Origin of the sequence: Mucilaginibacter angelicae, from assembly GCF_042434235.1 — a bacterium.
Classification (GTDB): domain Bacteria; phylum Bacteroidota; class Bacteroidia; order Sphingobacteriales; family Sphingobacteriaceae; genus Mucilaginibacter; species Mucilaginibacter angelicae.
In genome coordinates this window covers 19,088-37,869 of sequence record NZ_JBHLTS010000066.1, presented here as the reverse complement: position 1 = coordinate 37,869, position 18,782 = coordinate 19,088, and the positions used below count along the sequence as shown (strand labels likewise).

The 18,782-nt window shown below is 43.6% G+C and carries 10 protein-coding genes; 1 reads left to right on the top strand and 9 read right to left on the bottom strand.

Annotated features, from left to right (window positions below):
- Nucleotides 1-7 precede the first annotated feature (7 nt).
- The 4 genes from ACFFGT_RS21135 to ACFFGT_RS21120 all read right to left on the bottom strand — a co-directional run bounded on the left by ACFFGT_RS21135 (nt 8) and on the right by ACFFGT_RS21120 (nt 6,384).
- Nucleotides 8-1,606, bottom strand: coding sequence for a S8 family peptidase (locus ACFFGT_RS21135; protein WP_377024501.1), 1,599 nt, complete (start codon nt 1,604-1,606; stop codon nt 8-10).
- Nucleotides 1,607-1,722: 116 nt separating this feature from the next.
- Complete coding sequence (locus tag ACFFGT_RS21130; protein ID WP_377024500.1) at nt 1,723-3,393, bottom strand: tetratricopeptide repeat protein; 1,671 nt, start codon at nt 3,391-3,393, stop codon at nt 1,723-1,725.
- Nucleotides 3,394-3,458: 65 nt separating this feature from the next.
- On the bottom strand, nt 3,459-5,201 hold the full coding sequence (locus tag ACFFGT_RS21125) for a PQQ-dependent sugar dehydrogenase (RefSeq protein ID WP_377024499.1): 1,743 nt from the start codon (nt 5,199-5,201) through the stop codon (nt 3,459-3,461).
- Nucleotides 5,202-5,358: 157 nt separating this feature from the next.
- Complete coding sequence (locus ACFFGT_RS21120) at nt 5,359-6,384, bottom strand: acyltransferase family protein (protein ID WP_377024498.1); 1,026 nt, start codon at nt 6,382-6,384, stop codon at nt 5,359-5,361.
- Between the two features lie 146 nt (nt 6,385-6,530).
- Here ACFFGT_RS21120 and ACFFGT_RS21115 point away from each other — a divergent pair, with 146 nt between their 5' ends.
- Nucleotides 6,531-7,955 carry an amino acid permease gene (locus ACFFGT_RS21115; RefSeq protein ID WP_377024497.1) on the top strand — a complete coding sequence of 475 codons (1,425 nt, stop codon included), beginning with the start codon at nt 6,531-6,533 and terminating at the stop codon, nt 7,953-7,955.
- 213 nt (nt 7,956-8,168) lie between these two features.
- Here ACFFGT_RS21115 and ACFFGT_RS21110 read toward each other — a convergent pair whose 3' ends face one another.
- From ACFFGT_RS21110 to ACFFGT_RS21090, 5 genes are all read right to left on the bottom strand, one after another.
- Complete coding sequence (locus ACFFGT_RS21110; RefSeq protein ID WP_377024496.1) at nt 8,169-10,445, bottom strand: GH92 family glycosyl hydrolase; 2,277 nt, start codon at nt 10,443-10,445, stop codon at nt 8,169-8,171.
- A 142-nt stretch (nt 10,446-10,587) separates the two neighbouring features.
- Nucleotides 10,588-12,774, bottom strand: coding sequence for a hypothetical protein (locus ACFFGT_RS21105; RefSeq protein WP_377024495.1), 2,187 nt, complete (start codon nt 12,772-12,774; stop codon nt 10,588-10,590).
- 72 nt (nt 12,775-12,846) lie between these two features.
- Entirely contained in the window at nt 12,847-13,596 is a 750-nt protein-coding gene (locus ACFFGT_RS21100; protein WP_377024494.1) for a DUF3823 domain-containing protein, read from the bottom strand.
- A 13-nt stretch (nt 13,597-13,609) separates the two neighbouring features.
- Nucleotides 13,610-15,520, bottom strand: coding sequence for a RagB/SusD family nutrient uptake outer membrane protein (locus ACFFGT_RS21095; protein ID WP_377024493.1), 1,911 nt, complete (start codon nt 15,518-15,520; stop codon nt 13,610-13,612).
- Between the two features lie 13 nt (nt 15,521-15,533).
- Entirely contained in the window at nt 15,534-18,707 is a 3,174-nt protein-coding gene (locus ACFFGT_RS21090; RefSeq protein ID WP_377024492.1) for a SusC/RagA family TonB-linked outer membrane protein, read from the bottom strand.
- Between the last annotated feature and the right edge of the window lie 75 nt (nt 18,708-18,782).

The window sequence follows — 18,782 nt, the reverse complement described above, 5'->3', positions numbered from 1 at the left end:
GTTAATCCTAATAAGTAGCTGCGAGCTGAAGCGCGTTATAAGCGTTCACCACGCCACCGCTTACACAAAGATCAGCAAATGGAACTTCTTTTTTAGTATCTCCATCCTTTATCGTTACATCATGTGATATTTTCACTACCGATTTCATAATGATCTCTTTAACCTGCAGTGCCGTTAACTTAGGATAGTACGAACGGATCAACGCTGCCAGGCCTGTAACAACAGGGGCTGCCATACTGGTACCATCATGCTCGGCATAAGTTGATTTTGGTGTAGTTGAATTGATAGCTACGCCCGGCGCAAATACATCAACACTGGTTTTACCATAGTTGGAGAACGATGCTCTCAGCGTTTCATCATCTTTAGGACCAGATGCGCCAACTTCAATCCAGGCATTGGCCATACCGCTTTTATCTTCGTACGTGCGGTTAGGAACGTTGAGCTCAACTTCGGTATTGTTGTTATCATTACCAGCGGCATGTACCAGCAGTACATCCTTGCTTAAAGCAAATTTCACGGCCTCATCAACCGCTTTTTTATTGTACGAATAACTTTTGCCAAAACTCATGTTAATCACCTTAGCGCCGTTAGCTGTAGCGTAACGGATGGCATTCGCCACATCTTTATCCCGTTCATCGCCGGTAGGCACGGTACGTACCGACATAATAGCCACATCATTTGCCACACCCATAATACCGATGTTGTTATCTCTTACCGCGCCAATAATGCCTGCAACGTGTGTACCATGATCAGCATCCGGGCCGGTTACGTCATTATTACCATAAAAACGCTCGTTCGCGTCATTATAGTTATCCCCTACGGTATCTCTCGAATTAAAATTAAGGTTAAGATGGTAATCCAGCTGCTCCTTATAATGAGTTAAGCCCCCGTTTACCTCCTTCTCCCTGAAATCGGTTACATTCTTAAACTCGGGCAGGGCACTTAACAACACTCGTTTTACGTAAGCTTCGCTGTTATCTTTAGGTTCAAACTTTTTGATATCATCCAAACTTGGGTTTTGGCTCCCCAGTTTTGCCAGCACCCCATCAAGCAGGGTATTGAATTTGTTAATAACACCATATGTTTTTTGCGCTTTGGCAACCTGCTTATCCATATCAGCTTTCATAACGCCGTATGCTTTAAAATCAGATAGGTCCTTACCGGTAAGTTTGGTGCTGTCAACATTGGCAAAGCGGGCATTATCAATACGAATGAGACGTGTAAGCTCCAGGTTATCATAGTGCACATCACCTTTGGCCGAGCCTATAAAATCCCATCCGTGAATATCATCTGTATACCCGTTTTTATCGTCGTCCTTTTTATTTCCGGCGGTTTCTTTCGGGTTATTCCAGATCACTTTTTTAAGGTCTTCATGATCAACATCAATGCCCCCGTCAATTACGGCAACCAGCACGGTGACGTGTTTTTTGCCTTTTAACAGTTCGTTGTATGCTTTTTCGGTGCTGATCCCAAACACCGAATCGGTTTTAAGATCGAGGTTTTGCCAGTTAGGTTTAGTTTTGGGAGCTTCCTGCGCATATGCGAATACAGGTAAGCAAAGCCCGGCTACCAGCACAAGCTTTTTAAGCGGAAAATTGTTGATCATTAATACTTTCAGTAATAGTTATATACGGTACAAAAACTCTAAAGTAGGTTTTTAATTGTTGTAAAAATGTGCAGGTTTGGTGATTTTAATATCTTTTTAGGAAAATTATTTTCCGGTTACTCTGTCTTTTGTTCAAAAATGTGCTCAATTATAAACTTTGATTCCTCTACGTAAACCTTCTTCCTGATCAGGTTGCGCAAATCATCGGTGGCGCCATCCCTTATCTCATAGTTCTTTTCTTTACAGGTTTTTATAAAACCTATATATAATTGTTTTGCTTTGTCCACTTCGCCTTTTGCAAGTGTGGCAAGGGCTATATTAAACATGGCATAAGTAGCATCCTCCTGATATTTAAGCGCCTTATAAGAGTATTTTATGCAATCATCAAACTTACCGGCACAATAACATGACCACCCCAGGTTACCTAAAGCAGAGGCATAAGTACTATCAATAGTTATGGCCGCTTTTGCGGCATCAATAGCTTCCTGGTATTTGCCCGATTGGGTATAACTTAAGTTAAGCCCCACATAAGCGTATTTATAGGTTGGATCGGCTTTTACTGCTTTTTGATGATATGTTATGGCTGTTTCATATTCTTTTTTCTGATAGTAACAATCGCCTATCCTATCATATGGAAAAGGGTATGATTTATCAATACTAATTGCCTTTTGGAGATCTTTTATGGCATCATCCAGTTTATCGAAGTAATAATAAGCGTCGCCGCGGTCAACATAAAAAACACGTTTTTCAGGTTTTAAGTTTATAGCCTGTGTATAAAGACTTATAGCTGTTTCGTATTCGTTCCTATCGCAGTAAATATCACCTTTCAGGTTGTAACCATCACCATCATCGGTATTTTGATTGATGTGCTGATTGATAAAGTAAAGGGCGCTATCGGGCATATCCATTTTTCTGTAGCACCTTGTAAGCTCATAATAGGTCCAATTATAGTTCGGCTTTAACTGCAGTGTCAATCTGAGATCGGTTGCTGCTTCCTTATATTTTTCAAGATCAATCAGGCATTCGGCCCGATCATAATAGAGTTCAAAATAACCTGGAAAAAATTTAACGGCATAGTTGTAATCAGCTACAGAATTTTCAAGTTGATCGAGGTTATAATAACACTTGGCACGCATCTGGTAAGCGTGGGCATATTGCGGCCATACAGCTACTATCTGATTACAATACTTTATACATTCCTGGTATTTATCTTCATCAAAAAGCATCTCTGCTTTCATGATATTGGCCGAAATGAGGCCGGGACTTTCCTTTAATAACCTGCTCAACTCGGCATTTGCTGCTGATTTTCCTTTAAATGATGCAGTAAGTAATTTTAATCGTTTGGTAAAAACGGTATTAGGGGCCCTTTTAAAAAAGCCATCCAAAACATTATCAGCATTTTTATCTCCGGGCTGCATCGTAAATACTAATTTAAAGAAAGCCTTCCCCAGCTGTGTTTCGGCCGGCGAAAGATTGCTGCTGTTAATATCTTCAATAAGACTAAAAACTTCATATCCCTGGTAGGGCATGATCCGTTTTACATCTTTTTGCATCCTGATATTTTTTATGCTTTTTGATAACAGCGCCATTCCCTTATCAACACTATCCTGCCTGAAGCAGGCAATGGCACCCTTTAAATATGAGGTGTAATCGCTGATCTGGTAACCAGGTGCAGCCATCTGTAAGGAATTTTTCTTGCCGGAAGTATCAGCCGGAGTTAAAGCAAGGGCGGTAAAAGGGCTTAAAATAAGCAGCCCAAAAGCAATTAATTTGCATGATAAGGTCATGCTATAAAAATAACATATCCTGTTAATATTAAAAAACGAAAATGAGCTCCTGCTTTAGATCCTGTTTATTTCTCTTCCCTGATCTTTTTAACCTCGGCCGCGGTAACCAGGCTGCTGTTGTTACCAAAATTATTGCGGATATAAGTTAGCACCGCCGCGATATCAGCATCGCTTAAAAAACTATGCTTGGGCATGGCGCTGTTGTAAGGATGATTTTTTACCTTAATAGGCCCATCCAAACCATTCAACACTACCCTTATGGCTAAATCTTTTTCCATGAACTTACCACCGGTAACCCATTCCGATCCGCTGAGCGGCGGGATCATATTGCCATCCCCCCGGCCATTTTTTTGGTGACAGTTGGCACAATAGGTATTATAAACTTTTGCGCCACCTTTGAGCATCCCTGTTTGCAAATCGCTCTTTAAAACATCGGGCAGCCTGAAACCCGGCAGCTTTTTACGCAGTTCCATTTGTGCAAGCTGGGTATTGCTGAATTTGGCTTTATCGCCGGTATAGGAAATTTTCCAGATCTTTCCTTCTTCCGTTTCGCTGATATATAATGCACCATCAGGCCCCATGGCCAAACCCATAGGCCGGTAAACAGCATCACTCACACTTACTACTGTGTTTTTCCGGGTAAAGCCATCTGCAAATATCTCCCATTGCCCAAAAGGCTTGCCGTTTTTAAAGGGGACAAAGCATACAAAAAAGCCGGCCTGCGGGTAAGGAGATCTGTTGGTTGAGCCGTGAAAGGCAATGAAAGCCCCGTTTTTATATCTCGCCGGAAATTGATTGCCAGTGTAGAAAAGCAGATCGTTAGGCGCCCAGTGAGCCGGGAAAGCCATAATAGGTTGCGTGTATTTAGCGCCATTACCTGCCTTTATCCCATCGCCGCCATACTCAGGGTTCAGGAGTTTTTTCTTTTTAATTGGGTCGTAATAATAGTAAGGCCAGCCTACGTCGGTACCTTTTTTTACTTTAATAAATTCTTCGGCAGGCAGCACAGCGCTTTGCCAGGCACTAAATATTTTAGGGAATTGCAGGCGCAGATCATCACGGCCGTGGGCCACAACGTACAGGCAATTATCCGCCGTATTCCAGTCCATGGCAACAATGCTGCGCATACCGGTAGCATACCGGATGCCATCGGCCTGTACTTGGTTAGGTTTAGCCTCATCAAACTGCCAGATGCCCCCGTACTGTTTCAATAACGGGCAACCCTTGATCCCCTTTGAACCGGGGACTCTGTTTTGCTGCTGGCAGGCATTTGATGGAGCACCGTATGCCACATACATGTGCCCGGCATTATCAAAAGCTAAAGGCTTTGCATCATGCTCATGCGGTGCCGTGGCATCGTGCAATATTAATTCAAGAGGAGCATCAGGCACCAAAGACTTGGGATTTAGTTTTGTACGATAAACGTTTGTCTCCGAACTGAAATACAGGTAACCTTTATGTACCCGCATGCCGGTACCATAGGGGCCTTTATCTTCATAATTGGCAAACTTTTTAATGATATCGGCCCGGCCATCACCATTGGTATCACGTAACACAACATTGCCGCCAATAGAATCAGGGAAGCGCAGTTTTACATAAACATCGCCATTGGTATTTACTGCAATATGCCGGGCACGACCTTCCAAACTATCAACCACTACTACTGCTTTAAACTTGTCGGGCAGGAACAAGCCTGCAGTAGTATCCTTAACCGGCAGGATGCTTTTTTTACCAATATTTTTAAAACTGATTACAGAAAGCGCGCACATGACCAGCACCATGCCGGTCACCGTTTTTTTGTTTTTCATTTTTGAGGCGAACAGAGGTTATGCAAAAGCGGAGCCATTGCTTAAAAAGCAAGTCCTGCTATAAAAGCAATTTAGCAGGTAAATGTTTAAGCAAGATTTTATTTTTTGTGGAGGCACTTTTTGAAAAGCACAATCGAACCCATTAACCGATAGCTTGCTATTTAGCCTTAAAATTTAAAAATGGGCGTTCCACAGCTACATAACTTAAAAAAGCCAGCAGGGCTGTTACTACTGCGCAACTAAGCATGTAGAATATCATCAGCGTATTGGGTGCGTAAACCGCCGAGATCAATTGCTGCACCGGGAAGGCGTAAATGTATAAACCATAGGATATATCATATTTAAAGCTCATTTTAAAAAGCGAAAATCCTTTGATGCACAACAAAGTGATGCATAATGGGGCAACTATTAAAAAGCCGCCGAATTTAAGCAGCGCTATCATAGCCAGTGCTATAAACAGAACGCCTTTTACATCAACCTGCAATTTGTCCCTGAAAACAAATAAAGCCGTGCCGCAAAAATAAGCCGTATACAATTTCCGGGCAGAAGACAGGATCAGGAACGTTGGGCCAAACTGGTTACTGGTATATAAATTAACTACATAAACCACATAAACGAAAATGAACACTATAGCAAATACAAACCTGTTATTTTTCAACAACCCGAAAAGGCCCAACACCAATGTTAACAGGTAGCACATAAATTCGGGGAGCAGGCTCCATAAATTGCCATTTAATGATCCTTTATAATTTGCATTAACCAATAGCCCGCATATACCCCACTGCCTTATAAATAAGTAGATATTGTTGTATACAAATGACCATGAACTATCAGGCCCGGTAAATCCAAAGCCTGTTAACGATTTATTATTAACGTAAAATATCAGCGGGGCAATAACAAAAGCAGTAACCAGCAAACAAACCCAATAGCCGGGGAACAACCGCAGGAACCTGTTGCGCAGAAATTTTAAAACATTGGGCGACCTGTAGAAACTTGCTGAAATTAAATAACCGCTCAAACAAAAAAAGCCCATAACGCCAATCTCGCCCATACTGGTTTGTCCTTTTGAAAATACATCCAAAGGCTCCCTGCCGTGGCCAAAAAGCAAATAGCTGTGTGAAACAAAAACTAAAAAAGCAAGTAATAAACGGAGTAAATCAAACCCGTTATTGTTTTTATCCATTTATTTGAGATTTTATACTGTATCTGCACAGTAAAATTAAATATCTTATCACTTCACGTTGATTGGAGCATTGTACGTTTTTATTTCAAAGTGGTTCGAAATTAAATAATATCTGATATAATAAGCCTGCATGCAATACTGGCGCATTGAAAATCTCAACAGCTTCGGCTTACTTAGCACTACTCAAACACCGGAATTATTTTTTGGATATTGGGCCCGATAAAAACCTTATCTTTTCGCCAAACAAAAGATCCATGCCCGAAACGCTTCCCGAAAAAAATAAATTAGGCCTGTGGACCAGCACCTCGCTGGTGATTGGCAATATGATAGGTGCAGGCATTTTCCTGATGCCGGCCGCAATGGCATCATTCGGGAGCATTGGCTTGCTGGGCTGGGTATTTTCGGCAATAGGGTCATTCTTTTTGGCGAAGGTTTTCAGTAACCTGAGCAAACTTTTGCCCCATGCTACCGGTGGCCCCTACGCCTACACCCGCGATGGGCTGGGCGATTTTATTGGCTTTTTGGTTGCCTGGGGATATTACCTTGCCGTAGCCTGTGCTAATGCAGCCATCACCATATCGTTTGTAAGTGCGTTAAGTACCTTTTTCCCGGTATTGGCAAGCAGCAGTGTTATCGCGGTTACTACCGGTTTATGCTCCATTTGGCTATTAGCTTATATCAATATGCAGGGCGTTGTTACCGGCGGAAAACTGCAGTTGATCACCACTATTTTAAAAGTATTACCATTATTATTGGTAGCTATCGGTGGCTTGTTTTTTATCAAAACGATCAACTTTACCCCATTTAACAGCAGTGGCGGAAGTATCATCAGCGCTTTGCAGGCTACCGCCACCATGACCATGTTTGCGTTTATAGGTATTGAAAGCGCTACCGTACCATCGGGCAGTGTTGCCAATCCTGAAAAAACAGTAGCCAGGGCAACCATGCTGGGTCTCCTCATCACCACCTTTATTTATATTATGGGGAGTGTAAGTGTTATCGGTATTATCCCTGCCGCACAACTGCAAAAGTCACTTACCCCTTATGCCGATACGGCGGTGATCATCTATGGCAGCAGCGCCCGCTATTGGGTAAGTGCGGGTATTGCCATCGCAGCATTCGGTTCGCTCAATGGCTGGACATTGTTGCAAGGACAGGTGCCTTACGCCATTTCAAAAGACAAACTCTTCCCCCCTATTTTTAGCCGGACAAATAAAAAAGGGGTACCTTATATGGGCATCATTATCAGCAGTATCATGGTATCGCTATTCATGACCATGAATTATACCAAGGGGCTGGTGGCACAATTTAAATTTCTGCTGCTGCTTTCGTTACTAAGTGTCTTGATCCCCTATTTGTTATCGGCAGCGGCTTATCTTGTTATCAGGGTACGGAAAAACCCAAATGCAGGCGGTTGGGCCGGAGCTATTACATTGGCCATACTGGCCTTCGGCTATTCGCTGTGGGCTATAGCCGGGGCAGGGCAGGAAGCTGTTTATTATGGTTTTTTGTTGCTGCTGGCCGGAATCCCGTTTTATGTTTGGGCGGTGTTTAGGAAAAGTGCGGATTGATTTTTAGCGTAGAGACTCATCACATGCTCCTCCCGCCCGCTGTGCAAATCAAACAAATGTAGCAGGAGACGCATAATTGTGTTTCTCAGGAATTTTCAAACGCAAAAAAACGCACCACTCACATCTCCTTTCATGCATGTTTGATCTGCATAACAGGAGATGTGAGTGATGCGTCTTTACAGAAAGCCCTCTTCTTGGGGAGAGCTGGATAGGTTATTTCTCGTTACTCATTGAATAAGGCATATCGGCATCTTTGGTGCCGCGATCTTTATTCGGGGTAGCCTGCATATCAAAATCAAGCACAGCTCCATTTAATAAACCTTTATGACTTAACCAGTTGTTAGTATATGGCTTGCCATCAACAGTAAGTGTATTTACATACTTGTTATCCGCACTGTTTTTTGGCGCGTTGATGGTGATGGTTTTGCCGTTCTCTAAATTAACCGTTACTTTTTTAAACAGCGGGGCACCTAAAACATACTGATCGCTGGCCGGGGTAACCGGGTAAAAACCCATAGCCGAGAAGATATACCATGCCGATGTCTGGCCGTTATCCTCGTCGCCGCAATAGCCATCAGGAGTAGCCCTGTAAAGCCTGTTCATAGCTTCGCGAACCCAGTATTGTGTTTTCCATGGCTGGCCTGCGTGGTTATACAGGTAGATCATGTGCTGAATAGGTTGGTTACCATGTGCATATTGCCCCATGCCGGCTATCTGCATTTCGCGGATCTCATGGATCACACCGCCATAGTAGCTATCATCAAATATCGGCGGCATTTCAAATACCGAATCCAGTTTGATTGCAAACTGCTGCTTGCCGCCCATCAGGTTTATCAAACCCTGAATATCATGGAACACGCCCCAGCTGTAATGCCAGCTGTTCCCTTCGGTAAAGGCATCGCCCCATTTAAACGGATTAAAAGGTGTTTCAAAAGTACCATCCTGGTTTTTACCGCGCATCAGTTTGGTTTGCGGATCGAAGATATTGCGATAGTTCTGGCTGCGTTTTTTGTATATCTCGATTTCTTTTTTCGGTTTGCCTAATGCTTTACCTAACTGGTAAATGGCAAAATCGTCATAAGCATACTCCAGGGTACGGGCAGCATTTTCGTTGATCTTCACATTATAAGGCACATAACCCAAAGTGTTATAGTACTGTACACCGCGGCGACCTGTAGCATTCGGCCCCTCGTTATTAGCACCATGTTTCAGGGCCTGGTATAAGGTTTCAATATCATAACCACGCATCCCTTTTAAATAAGCTTCGGCTACTACCGATGCTGAGTTATTACCGATCATACAATCAGCATAGCCCGGGCTCGACCATTCGGGCAGCCAGCCGCCCTCTTTATAATCATTGATCAAGCCTTCCTGCATCTCTTTGTTGATAGAAGGATAAACCAAATTCAGGAATGGATAAAGCGCCCTGAATGTATCCCAGAAACCGGTGCCGGCAAATAGGTAACCCGGCGCAACTTTGCCATTGAAAGGGCTGTAATGTACATTTTGCCCGCTGGCATCAACCTCGTACATTTTGTTGGGGAAGAAAAGCATGCGGTAAAGGCTGCTGTAAAAAGTACGTGTTTGGTCGATAGTACCACCTTCAACATTAAGACGGCCGAGGGTTTTGTTCCAGGCATCTTTTGCTTTTTGACAGGTTGCGGCAAAATCATCATTACCAAGCTCGCGTTTCAGGTTAAGTTCGGCTTGCTCAATGCTGATGAATGAGGAGGCTACCTTAAGATGAACTTTTTCGCCTTTCGCAGTTTTCAGGGTGATCACCGCGCCGGCATGGTCGCCGGTATATTCCAGCTGGCCATAGTCTTTTTTCCAGTCGTGCCATGCCGAAGCCAGCGCGAAAGGTTTATCTACATAAATAACAAAATAGTTTTTAAAGTTGGCAGGTACCGCACCGCTGTTTTTGGTGCTGTAACCAATGATCTTTTGCTCACCTGGAATGATCTTTACATATGAGCCTTTATCAAATGCGTCGATCACAATATGCGAGCTGTCATTTTTAGGAAAAGTGAACTGGAAGCTGGAAGCCCGTTCGGTCGGCGTTATCTCGGTTGTTACATCATAATCGGCCAGATAAACGCTGTAATAATATGGCTTTGCTGTTTCGGCTTTGTGCGAGAACCAGCTGGCACGATCTTTTTCGTTCAGCTTTAACTTACCGGTTTCAGGAAAAACGGAAAACATACCGTAATCATTCATCCATGGCGATGGTTGATGGGTTTGTTTAAAACCAAGGATCTTGTCTGCATCATAGGTGTATTGCCAACCATCACCCATGGTACCGGTTTGCGGTGTCCAGAAGTTCATGCCCCATGGCAGGGCTATTGCTGGGTAAGTATTACCATTGGAGAGCGAAGGCTTTGATTGCGTGCCCATGAGTGGGTTAATCAGATCGACAGGCGACGCCACTTTTTCTTGCGCCGAAAGTGCTACCGGTAAAAAGGCAAACGCCAGGAGGAGTAATTTTTTCATTTATAATTTTGGATGCTTTATTTGCAAATCACTGTAAGGACAAATTTTTTGAGCGAATTACGCAATCTCTTTTCAAAAAAACTTCCGCACATGAAATTTCATGTACGGAAGTAATAAACCAACTCTCTCAAAAAAGAATCTTTTACCATTTAATACTTACCTTGATACCATCGGGGCTGTTGGCAAAACCCAGGTATAAGGTTTTTGATGATTTATCCCATGAGGATTTTACATCGGTAATGGTTTTTCCTTCGCTATCGGTAACTACTGTTTCCTTTGGTTGTGCAGGCAACAGGATCCGGGTGCTGTTTAATGTTTTTATAGGACTTTTGGCCACAAATGTGTAACTGTTTTCTGTTACTGCTTCGTTATAAACCCTTGAGGCCGATGCTAATACTTTTGGCTGTTTTTTATCCGCAACGCGCTTAACTACATATAATAAGGCCTGCTCATTAGGGTTGATCGTTTTTTCGGCGAGTACGGGCAATTGTGGATCGAAAAGATCGATAACCGGGCCTTTTACCACGTATGGCTTGCTATCGGCATTTTCATCCATTACCGAAACAACATCATACGGGCCGCGCTCCAGGTACATGCTGTTTTTAAATTTCAACTTACCACCATTGGCATCTTTTTCATAAGCCTGTTTTACCAGATTAATAAAAGTTTCATCATTATTGGCCTGCATTACAAATTCTTTAGGGTTTTGCCTCAATACATAAACCGCTCCTTTACCAACAGCAAAACGCTGATTGTCGCCGGTCGGGTTTACTCCCAGCAGTTTAAACAGGTGCTGCGATGGCGCAGTGAAGTTGTTCCCTTTGGTATCCCACCATTCCATTACTGATTGGTACGGATCATCATCGCGACCAACATAAATCAATACGCCGCCTTGTTTAACCCAGGCAGCAAGCTGCTCATGAACTTCGGCTGATACAGGTTTCATGTTGGAATAGCTCATGACCAAAACCTTGATATCCTTAAGCGATGCCGCATAACCCAGATTTTCCATGTGTACGGTTTGTACCGGCACACCGCGTTTTACCAAAGGCAGGGTTTGTCCGTAAAAATTGGAAAACTGCGGATCCTCAAATCCATTGTGGGTAGGAAAACGCTGGAACATCAGGGTATTGCTCATCAGCACTCCAATGCCGTTAACGCCTGATACCTTATTGTTTGAAACAGGCATATCATTCAGGGCGTTCACCATGATCTGCATCTGGGTGGAGTAAAACTGTGGGATCAGTGTTTTTTCATTAGTACCTAACACCGGGTAAGGATGGGTATAGATCCTTTCGGGCCATGGCATTACCTCGTAGTCTGCAACCATGGGGTATAATAACTTGGCGGTAAAGGTAGCCTGGTAATTGCGTTTATAATCGCTCCAGTCATGCACGCGGTCTTCAATCGGGTCGGTAAGGAAAAACACTTTACGACCGGTTGGGGCAGTCATGGATACTACCGAACCATATTCAAGGAAAGCGTTTTCAAATACCCGTTCCTTTTCTTTACCATTAAAATATGTAGGCTCACGCGAGGTGCCTGTCCACACCTGGGCAATATAGCCATCGATACCCGGCAATGAAGCCAGACTTGCCTCCGGGCTAACAATTTGCCATGACGAGTAGTTTACCAGCGAGTGCGTAGCTATGAACACTTTAATGTTCATGCCCTTGCTTTTACCATATTCTTTGGCGTATGATGATACCTGTTTTATGGTTTCATAATACAGGTTATATTTTAGCTTGTTTGATAAATAAGTATTTTCGGCCGATGCATCCTGCGGTTTCCAGGGGAAGCCGTAATATTTTTGCCATTGGTTTTTAAAACCAGCGCTATAACCCGCGCGGGCCCAAAACTCCGGTTCTTCTAAAAAAATGTTTGTGATACCAACGTCAATCACACGCTTAACCACAGCGGTTTTCATATATTCGATAAAGGAATCATCGGGCACCACGTAAGGCATGTCCTTACCGTGGAAAATTGTATCGCCTCTTTGTGTTACCTGCCCTACGCCAAGGTGGTTTTTACCATCCCATTTACCCAAAAAGTAATCTTTGTAATCGCCCCAGGCAATCCCGGTCATGAAATTCACATCATAACCACGGTCGCGCCATGATTTTACGCGTTGTTCAAAGGTCATGTTTGGGTGATCGTTAGTGCCATAAACAATAGCAATGTCTGATCGCACATCAATTTCGGGCCTCCAGGGACTGCTGGTTTGAAAAGCAGTTTTCTCTTTCAGGGATGCCGGTTTCGGGTTAGGATCCTGCGCATAAGCGCCGGCAGCAAAGGCAAGTCCGCAACAAAAAAGTAGCGTATTCTTCATAGTTATATTGTATAAAATTGTGTTTGGGAGGAACCACTCCCACGGCCCTCCCTCACACAGGTATTCATTTTTTTAAGGAACTTTTACCTCTTTAACGTCGGTATAATTGTAGTAATTAAGCCCATAAGAGATTCTTGCGCCTACGCGGATAAAATAGCTCCTTTTACCCGGCAGCGCGCCGCCAAGCGTAGTAAGACTAATAGTTTTTCCTACAGAAGCTGTTGCATCGCCACCGCTAAGTTTAGGGGTATAACGGTTATCGTAGTTGTTATTGCCTACGTAGTTGTTTGAATTAACAAATACGGCCAAATCGCTCACGTCCTGCTGAAAATTAGGATCGGCAGTACCACGGGTAATTTTAAAGCTGGTAGTAATGGTGCCATCTGCATTCAAAACAGGATCGCCTACCCATTCTATCCTTAAAAATGGCTCAACCGCAAAGTTTACAGTGGTCACATCTTTAACGTCAACCGTTTGGCTTTTATCAACAATGGTTTTGCCGCTGTTATCAACCTGTACCAATGGCACAAAAGCACCCTCGGCCGAAATTACGTTTTTACCTGCAAACAGCTTGGTATTTTGATAAGTACCATCCTGGTATGAGGATATATAAAACGGGGTTGGATTTGAGCTCCAGCTTATCTCCAGTAATTTGATACGGGTGCCCGAACCTTGTTCTGTTTGCAGGCTTTTACCATTCCCGGCATCAGTTACGGTACCTTTTAAGGTAACATTGGGAGCGGCATAATTATCAACCTTTTTGCATGAGCTGCCTGCGGCAACCAATACACTTAATGCTATGCTATAAAATAATTTTTTCATCTCTCTCTTAAAATTAATAACCCGGATTTTGAATTAAATTCTGGCTTTTCTGGATTTCACCCTGCGGTATTTGCTCATAGTACCAACGCACATCAAAAGTGTAGCGTGAGTTGCGCTCATCTAAACGCGCATCAAAAAAGTACTTACCATCGTTAGCCGAATAGAAAGGCATCAGCGTACGGTAAATGGTACTGTTTTGCTCTTTATCGGCAACCCTCCAGCGGCGCATATCCCAATACTGTTTGTTTTCAAAGCCAAGCTCTTTTTTACGTTCCTTGCGTACTACGTTAACAGTTACATCAGCAGTACCGGTTAACAGGTTGGCACCGGCACGTTCACGGATCTGGTTGATCTGGGTAAAGGCATCCTGCAGATAGCTCTTGTCCGACTGACCAAGCGCATTGAGCTCCACAGCAGCTTCGGCACGGTTAAGCAATACTTCAGCATAACGCAGCTCGATCCAGGTTTGATCAGAACGGTTTTCCAATACTTCTGATGTCGGCTTATCCGGTACGATATATTTACGGATAGAGAAGCCAGAAACAGAGTTAGTACCATCGCCTGTAAAATAACCGCTTAAACCAGCAGGGTTCATGGTTGTACCATTTGGCAATTTGTAAGGAGTTTGGCTTGCGTTGGCTGATTGTACTATGTTATCTGTTGGATAATGAGCAGTTGAACCCGCAGGCAAAAGCGGACTGATGCCACCTGCTGAACTGCCTGTATAAATACCTCTGCGGATCTCGATGCTGATGCCTTTCATTATATCACCTGGTAAAACCACGGTTGCCCTTAACCTTGGTTCGGCATTTGCAAACAGATCTACAGTATTGGTGTACAGATCGTATTTACCACCGGTTGTAGTTTTGATGGTGCCATCAGCATTTTTAGGGAAACCGTCAAACATCTCCACAAAATCCAGTGTTGGGTTAACCTCTGATGAGTAACCGTTAGCACCCATTAACTGGCGCGGCACATTATATGCGTCATAGCCATGTACCGATTCAGGATAATGATACTGACGAACAAATATGTTTTCAGGGCTTGATGCATCAAAAAACATGTTGACGTAATTCAGATACTGTGCATTTTTATCTCCGGCTGCCCATGCTTTTTTATACAAGCTGTACTTGCTATCAAGTAAAGCTGCCGCATCATAAGCTGCTTTGAAATAAGTAACTGCTTTTGCCGCAGAGATACCGCAAAGCCTGTTGCCGCTGCCATCAACCAACGAGATGTTATTGTATTTAGCTACCGAGCCGGCGTAAAGCATTGCCCTTGATTTAAAGCCCGCAGCCACATATTTATTAGCCCTGCCAACCTGGTTGCTTTCCGGAAGATTGGTATAAGCATAATCCAGGTCGGTACCGATAAAATCATAGATCTTTTCTTCAGACGAACGGGGTATTTTTAGCTCCTCAATACTTTGTGCAGGATAGTTAAGCACTTTATCAACAAGCGGCACACCGCCGTACCGTTTAACCAAAGCAAAGTAAGTAGCAGCACGGATAAACCTTGCCTCACCCAACCAGTTATTTACCTGATCGTTTGTAAAGTTGCTTGCGTATTTAGGCAGGGTTTCAGAAAAATAGTTGGCATCCCTGATGGTCCTGTAGCAATCGCCCCAGGTTGAAAGGCCTGTATTTTCCTGCATTGAGCCATTCTGGTCACGGCTTAACGCCTCGCCGGTGGTGGCACTTGTTGGACTGATGATCCAGAACATATTTAAACCTCTTTCGGGCGAATACCTGAAATCTTCAATAGGCAATTCGCTGTACATGCGGGCCATATAGGCCTGGATTCCCGCGGCGGTTGCAAAAACGTCATCGTCCTTAACAATGCTTGGGGGCAGGGTATCCAGCTTTTTACATGCCGTTGTCCAGCAAAGTAAAAAAGCCAATATCGTATATGTGTATTTTTTCATGATCTGTATTTGATTATAGTTTAACATTTACACCGATTGAATAAATTTTATCTAAGGGGTATAAATAGCCATAGTTGGCCGATGGGTGCTCAGGGTCAAGATATTTCAAGCTTGTGATGGTTAATATGTTGTACCCGTTCACAAAGATCCTTGCGCCTTTGATACCTACCTTCTTAGCAGCGCTGGCGGGGATGCTGTAACCAATCTCGGCCGATTTTAGCCTTACATAAGCTGCGCTGTGAATATTTGAAAGTGAGTTTGTATTGGCTGTTGTGCCGGTAAGGGCAAATGTACCCGGGGTCCATACCGTGTTTGGATCATAAGGGTCGGCTTTAGGATCGGTTGGGTGGTACCTGTCCATAAACATGGAGAGTGCACTGCCTCCGCCCCATAGCGGGATATTCAGCTGCTCAATGTATGATACGTTGATGCCGGTAGCTCCCTGCCATACGGTATTGATATCAAAACCTTTATATGAACCGCCCAGTGTTAAACCAAATGTGGTTGAAGGTACGCTATAGTTGTTATTACTTACGTTTTGTGCTATCGGGTGTACATCCTGGTCGTTGATCACACCGTCACCGTTCCAGTCTTGCAAAATATAATCACCTACTACAGCGTTACGTGATACAAACTGCGGGCTGTTCAGGATCTGCTGGTAATTCTGGAACTGGCCATTGGCGCCGTAACCCCAGAATATATTGTTATAACGGTTGTCGTTATTGTTATGCCAGTTAAGTTGCGAGTTACCGTAAGCCGAGTGTACCCTGCTGATCCATTTAGTGCGGGTATAACCAAATGTACCTTTAACAAAATAGTTAAAGCTGCCTATATGGTAACGGTGGTTCAACTCAATATCAAAACCTTGTGCGCGGTCGCTGTCAAGGTTTTCCTGTGGTAAATTAGCACCTACTACGCCCGGCAGGTTATCGGCACGGGTATTAAGCAGGCCGCTCCTGTCGCGCCTGAAGGCATCAACAGTTAAACCTAACAAACCATTCCATGCCTGCAGGTCGATACCGGCATTATATGTTTTTGCAACATACCAAAAGATATAAGGGTTAGCAATACCACGACTTTCTGCGCCGTTAACAAAAGTACCATCAAATACCGAGCCCGGAGGCAATCTGTTGTTGTCGCCATTAGCAGGGTAGTTATAACCGGTAAGATATTGGTAAGCGTTAAGACCGGCATCATCACCCAGTTTAGCATATGATAAACGGATTTTCAGGTCGTCAATAAATGAAAGGGCTGATGTATTTTTCCAAAAGTTTTCCTGTGAGATCCTCCAACCTGCAGATGCTCCAGGGAAAAAGCCCCATCTTTTAAGCGGAGAATTTTTAGAGCTGGCATCATCCCTGAAGCTAAATTCAACCAGGTATTTTGATTTATAATCATAGTTAACACGGCCAACAAATGATTTATTTACATAATCATAAGGCCAGCCACCATCAACTGTAGCAGTTTGATTTAAGGCGTTACCTGCCGACAGCTGATCAACAGGCAATGAAAGCTGGCGTTGCGCGTTAAAGTTATCTCCTTTTTGCTCGCCTTCTTCATAAAGTGCCAACGCGGTTACGTTATGCCCGCCTTTAAACTGTTTGGCATAGTTTAAAGAAAGCTGCATTAAGGTACTTGGCTTTTCATAAAACTGACGGGTAATTGAACCCGGGGTTTGGTTAGCTATAGGCTGGTAGGTATTGCTGTTTGCGTCATAGTTATACTGGTTGTATGAGCGCTGATAGATCTTGTTGCTTGAAAAATAATAATCATAGTTATACAAGCCTTTAGCACTTAAACCCGGTACAAAAGGAACGTTATACGTTGCAGATACCGAAGATTGTAACCATTTATTGGCAATTTGTTTGTAACCATCAATATTGGCATCGGCCATGGCAACAGGGTTTGAACCATCAACCTCGCCGTTGTTCAGGTAGGCCGGATTATTATTGGCGTAGATGCTTTGCGTAGGTACCTGCCTCCAGAACGAGCGGATGATCCACCAGGCATCCTGATAAGGTTGATTTTTTTGCTCAAGAGTACCGCTCAGGTTTACATCAATGGTAAGGTTTTTATTGATTTTGGTGGTAAGGTTTGAGCGTAGGTTATACTTCTTATAGTTCAGGTCGCCGCTTTTGAAAAAGCCGTCCTGATCTGTAATACCCATACTTACAAAGTAGCTGCTGTTATCAGTACCGCCTGTGGCATTCAGGTTATGTTGTTGCTGAGGGGCGCTGTTAGCAAAAACGGGGCTATACCAGTCGGTACTGGTTTTTGAACCGTTTTTATACGCTGCAAAATCAGCATCGGTATATTTCACTTGTCCGCCGTTAACGTTGTGCAAAAGTTGCTCGTTAACCAGGGTCATGAAATCAACAGCGCCAACAGGTTTTGGCATGTATGAGGGAATTTGCCAGCCATAGGTACCTGAATAGTTAAGGTCAACGGCACCTTTTTTACCTTTTTTAGTAGTCACGATAACTACACCGTTTGCAGCACGCACACCATAGATGGCTGCCGATGCATCTTTCAATACCGAAACACTTTCGATATCGTTAGGATCAAGGCGGGTAATGTTATCGCGGGGGATCCCGTCGATAACTACCAGTGGGTTACCAAAACCACGAATATCAAACGCGTTGCTGAATGAACCCGGCTCAGAAGTATTTTGGGTGATCCGTACACCCGCTACTTTACCGGCAAGCATGTTCAGCACGTTCTCGTTTTTGGTGGTCACGATCTCGCTGTTGGTAACTGATGCAACCGATCCGGTCACTGTTGCTTTACGCTGGGTACCGTAACCTACCACAACCACTTCATTCATGTTAGTGGCATTTGGTTGCAATTTAATGCTGATGTTTTTTTGATTGCCCACGTTTACTTCCTGAGCAACGTAACCCAGGAAAGTAAATACCAGCGTCTGGCTTGGCTCGGCATTAATGTTGAACTGGCCGTTTACATTGGTAGTTGTTCCATTAGGCGTACCTTTTAGCTTAACGCTTACACCTGGCAGGGGCTGCCCGCGTTCATCATTTACAACACCGGTTATTTTGCTGCCTTGCGCAAAAGCCGAAGTACACATGGCTAAAAATAAAAGAGCGGTAATGCAGCACTGCAATACTCCTTTAATTTTAGCACGATAACGGATGCGATGGCACCCATCATAATTGGTAAAATTTTCGTACATAAATAATTGGTTAATGGGTTTATAACTCTTGCCTAAGGGATTGTAAACTGCATTAAACGGGGATGGTTAAACCCG

Excerpts from the sequence above, each read along its gene's own strand:
- ACFFGT_RS21135 (WP_377024501.1), bottom strand. The coding sequence starts at position 1,606 with ATGATCAACAATTTTCCGCTTAAAAAGCTTGTGCTGGTAGCCGGGCTT.
- ACFFGT_RS21130 (WP_377024500.1), bottom strand. The coding sequence starts at position 3,393 with ATGACCTTATCATGCAAATTAATTGCTTTTGGGCTGCTTATTTTAAGC.
- ACFFGT_RS21125 (WP_377024499.1), bottom strand. The coding sequence starts at position 5,201 with ATGAAAAACAAAAAAACGGTGACCGGCATGGTGCTGGTCATGTGCGCG.
- ACFFGT_RS21120 (WP_377024498.1), bottom strand. The coding sequence starts at position 6,384 with ATGGATAAAAACAATAACGGGTTTGATTTACTCCGTTTATTACTTGCT.
- ACFFGT_RS21110 (WP_377024496.1), bottom strand. The coding sequence starts at position 10,445 with ATGAAAAAATTACTCCTCCTGGCGTTTGCCTTTTTACCGGTAGCACTT.
- ACFFGT_RS21105 (WP_377024495.1), bottom strand. The coding sequence starts at position 12,774 with ATGAAGAATACGCTACTTTTTTGTTGCGGACTTGCCTTTGCTGCCGGC.
- ACFFGT_RS21100 (WP_377024494.1), bottom strand. The coding sequence starts at position 13,596 with ATGAAAAAATTATTTTATAGCATAGCATTAAGTGTATTGGTTGCCGCA.
- ACFFGT_RS21095 (WP_377024493.1), bottom strand. The coding sequence starts at position 15,520 with ATGAAAAAATACACATATACGATATTGGCTTTTTTACTTTGCTGGACA.
- ACFFGT_RS21090 (WP_377024492.1), bottom strand. The coding sequence starts at position 18,707 with ATGTACGAAAATTTTACCAATTATGATGGGTGCCATCGCATCCGTTAT.